Raw genomic sequence first — 4013 nt, 5'->3', positions numbered from 1 at the left:
TGTCGGCCCCGTGTTGGGGGCGGCGCTGCTTGGCCTGCCGCCGGCGGCAGGTCAGCTGACCGGTGTCCTGCTCGGCGCCCTCGCCTGCGCCGCCTGCGCCGTGCTCCCGCTGCTCGGCGTGCAGAGTCGCGTGCCGCGGCTAGGCGAGTAGCTCGGCACCACTCTCCTCTTCAGGCTTTGGCCCCGAATCCGAGCAGGCTGCCAGCCCCTGCCCATCCGCCCTTGACTGGGAGGTGAACTTGTCGTATTCTCGTCCCAACATGCCCTCGACCCGGAAGATCCCTGTTCGCTCCCGTCGTTCCCGCCAGATGCTCGTCTGGCGATCGAGGCCGGCTGCCTGAGCTCTCAAGCGACGACCTGCCGCCCGCCAGACCTGTGAAGCGTCTGGCGGGCTTTTCATTTGTCCACATCTCGGAAACCTTGAACAATTAGCGTTCTCGGCGCCACGCACGGAGCCAATGGAGGGTATGCATCATGTCCGACTCGACCATCCGCAAGGCGGTCCTGGCCTACTCCGGGGGCCTGGACACCTCGATCATCGTGCCCTGGTTGAAGGAGAACTTCGGCTGCGAAGTCATCTGCTTCTGCGCCGACATCGGCCAGGGGGAGGAGCTGTCGGGATTGGAGGCTAAGGCGCTAGCCAGCGGCGCCTCCAAGTTGGTTCTGAAGGACCTCCGGCAGGAGTTCGCCACCGACTTCCTGTTCGCCATGCTCCAGGCGGGCGCGGTCTACGAAGGCAAGTACTTGTTAGGTACCTCGATCGCCCGCCCCCTCATTGCCAAGTGGCAGGTGAGCGTGGCGGAGGAGGAGGGGGCGGACGCGGTCGCCCACGGCTGCACCGGAAAGGGGAATGATCAGGTCCGATTCGAACTGACCTACAAGGCCCTCAATCCGGCGCTGAAGGTGATCGCCCCGTGGCGGCAGTGGGCCATTCGCTCGCGGGAGGATGCGCTGGCCTACGCCGAAGCGCATCGGGTGCCCGTCAGTGCAACCCTGCGCTCCATCTACAGCCGTGACCGCAATCTGTGGCACCTTTCACACGAAGGTGGGCCCCTGGAGAATCCTGCGCAGCCGCCGGAGGAGGACATGTTCCAGTGGACAGCGGCGCCGGACAAGGCTCCCGAGCACGCCGAGGAGGTCGAGATCGGCTTCGCGAAGGGCATCCCGGTGTCGCTCAACGGACAGGAGTTGGCACCCGCCGATCTGGTGGAGGCGGCCAACGTCCTGGGAGCTCGCCATGGCATCGGGCGCGTGGACCTGGTGGAGAATCGGCTGGTGGGGATGAAGTCACGCGGGGTGTACGAGACGCCAGGGGGGACGATCCTGTTCCTCGCCCATCGCGAGCTGGAGAGCCTGTGTCTGGACCGCGATGTCGCCCATTACAAGGAGCACGTGGCGCTCGACTATGCCGAGCTGGTCTACTACGGCAAGTGGTTCACTACGCTGCGGGAGTCGATGCAGGCCTTCATCGCCGAGACGCAGAAGACCGTGACGGGCTGGGTACGGGTGAAGCTCTACAAGGGCAATGTCACCGTGATCGGACGCGCCTCGACCGAGAGCCTGTACCGTGAGGACTTTGCCACCTTCGGGCAGGACGAGGTCTACAACCAGCGCGATGCCGAAGGATTCATCAATCTGTTCGGGCTGCCGATGAAGGTGAGGGCGATGCGGGAACAGACCGAATCCGGGCGAACCCGTTACGCCGCGGTCAAGCCGACGGAGATCCAACGTGACTGACTCGGCCCGTGGCGGGTGTCGGGTCACCCCGAACGACGGAGGCGAACGATGAAGATGTGGGGCGGGAGGATGTCCAAGCCGACCGATCCGCGGGTGGAACGGTTCAACGCCAGTTATCCCTTCGACTGCCGCCTGGCGGAGGAGGACATCCGCGGCAGCATGGCCTGGGCATCGGCGCTCCGCCGGGCCGGCATCTTGAATGAGGAAGAGGAGACGAACCTCCGGTCGGGACTGGCGGCAATCCGGGACGAGTTCGCCGGCGGTACATTCCCCTCGGATAGCTCCGACGAGGATATCCACAGCGCCGTGGAGCGTCGACTAACCGAGTTGATCGGTCCCGTTGCGGGGAAGCTGCACACCGGCCGGAGCCGCAACGATCAGGTGGTCACCGACTTCCGACTGTGGGTGATGGGCGCCTGCGCCTCACTGTCGGCCGAGGTTCTCGCCTTGCAGCAGGCGTTGGTGGGTTGTGCGGCGGCGAATCTGCACGCGCCGATGCCCGGGTACACCCACCTGCGCCAGGCCCAGCCCATCACCTGGGGCCACTGGGTGTTGTGCCATTTCTGGCCGCTCGATCGGGACCTGCAGCGGCTGGTTGAGTGCGCTGGGACGGCGTCGGTCCTTCCGTTGGGTTCGGGCGCGCTGGCGGGCACATCCGTCCCGGTCGACCGGGCCGACCTGGCGGGCGAGCTGGGCTTCTCTGGGGTCTCGCCCAACAGCCTGGACGCGGTCGCCGATCGCGATTTTGTCGCCGTCTTCCTGTTCGACTGCGCGCTGCTGGGCGTGCACCTGAGCCGGCTGGCGGAGCAACTGATCTTGTTCAGCACGCACGAGTTCGGATTCGTCGAGCTCGATGAGTCGTTCACCACCGGATCGAGCCTGATGCCGCAGAAGCGCAACCCCGATCCCCTCGAGTTGACGCGAGGCAAGACCGGCAGGCTCATCGGTCATCTGGCCGGATTGCTGTCGACGCTCAAGGGCCTCCCCTCGGCCTATGACAAGGACCTGCAGGAGGACAAGGAGCCGGCGTTCGATGCCATGGATACTCTCATGGCGGCGCTTCCCGTGGTGACCGGGGTGATACGGTCGATGCGGGTCGACCCGGAAAGGCTGGCCGCAGCCATCACGCCCGAGGTGTACGCCGTCGACCTGGCAGACCACCTGGTGGCCAAGGGCCTGCCTTTCCGCCAGGCCCACGCGGCAGTGGGGATGGCGGTCCGCCTGGCCGAAGCGAGAGGGGTGAGTCTGGACGAATTGTCCCCGGAGGAATGGGCTTCGGCCAGCCCGCTCTTCGCAGGGGATATGAACGCTCTATTCGATGTCCAGGTCGTTCTTGATCGCCGAGACAGCGTGGGTGGCACGGGCCACCGCGCCCTGGAAGTGCAGCTGGAAGCCGCGCGCGCCCGGATCAAGGAACATGGGAAAGGGCGGGCGGGATGAGCTCGCTGGCCAGCATGCTGACCCACCTCGGGGGACTGTGGGGCTTCATGGCGACGCGCATGGACTTTCGCTTCCTGGCGCCGGTCTATCCCGGCGAGACGATCACGGCCGAGGGGACGGTTGTCGAGCTCGACGAGGACCACAATTGGGTGCGGCTCCACTGCACGTGCCGGAATGAGAAAGGGTAGCCCTTGCTGGAAGGCCAGGTCGAAGGGTTTCCCGGGAAGACCGCGCCGCGAGGCGATGCCAGGCAAGGCTGAGCGGCAGGCCACGGGGAGCCCGGCCCCTCTCCGAGCAAGATCGTTGTGGGGTTTCCTCCATCGCGATCCCTTGGGATGAATCAGCGCTCGCGCCGCGAGGCGGGAGCGCTGCGTTGGATAGGTTTCGTGGGCCGCTCCTTTGCCGCGTCCAACAGGATGGTGTTCCAGTCCACACTACCTGATGCGACCGGTCTTGCGGCTTCAAGGAGGTTGAAGGCCACGCTGGTTATCCAGCCAGAATGCCCCGTGAGCGGCTTCCCGATAAGCTGGCGTGTCGACACGTCCCGCAGGTTTGGGCGCAGGGCAATTGGGTCGCCAGCCATCGCCGCAGCGATCGCTGATGGCCGAGAGAAATGTGGGCTCCTCCCGGCCATCGCCCTCTTGCCTTAGAAGCCTCCCTCCGTTGGAGGGATATCCCTGCAGGCGTTTGGGTAAACGGCCAGAGTGAATGTCAGATAGGACTTGGCCTCATCCGTAGTGGATGCTCCTGTGGTGAAGGTCTCATAGCACTTGGGCCACTTCTCATATGGACTTGCCTGGATGGGCGGATGCTCAGAGTGGAGGCCGAACGGATCA

4 protein-coding genes are annotated in these 4013 nt (G+C 65.3%); 3 read left to right on the top strand and 1 reads right to left on the bottom strand.

The window, feature by feature from the left end; all coding sequences use genetic code 11:
- The first annotated feature begins 474 nt into the window (after positions 1-474).
- The 3 genes from MUO23_07890 (at position 475) to MUO23_07880 (ending at position 3365) form a co-directional block, all read left to right on the top strand.
- Entirely contained in the window at positions 475-1737 is a 1263-nt protein-coding gene (locus tag MUO23_07890) for an argininosuccinate synthase (GenBank protein ID MCJ7512876.1), read from the top strand.
- A 69-nt stretch (positions 1738-1806) separates the two neighbouring features.
- Positions 1807-3177 carry an argininosuccinate lyase gene (argH, locus tag MUO23_07885; GenBank protein ID MCJ7512875.1) on the top strand — a complete coding sequence of 457 codons (1371 nt, stop codon included), beginning with the start codon at positions 1807-1809 and terminating at the stop codon, positions 3175-3177.
- Entirely contained in the window at positions 3174-3365 is a 192-nt protein-coding gene (locus tag MUO23_07880; protein MCJ7512874.1) for a hypothetical protein, read from the top strand. Before argH ends, MUO23_07880 begins: the two co-directional genes overlap by 4 nt.
- 458 nt (positions 3366-3823) lie before the next feature.
- Here MUO23_07880 and MUO23_07875 read toward each other — a convergent pair.
- Positions 3824-4013, bottom strand: a 190-nt coding sequence (locus MUO23_07875) for a hypothetical protein (protein MCJ7512873.1), incomplete at its 5' end; no start/stop codon positions are given.

The organism is Anaerolineales bacterium (assembly GCA_022866145.1).
Taxonomy (GTDB): domain Bacteria; phylum Chloroflexota; class Anaerolineae; order Anaerolineales; family E44-bin32; genus PFL42.
This window is presented reverse-complemented; position numbering and strand designations above follow the sequence as displayed.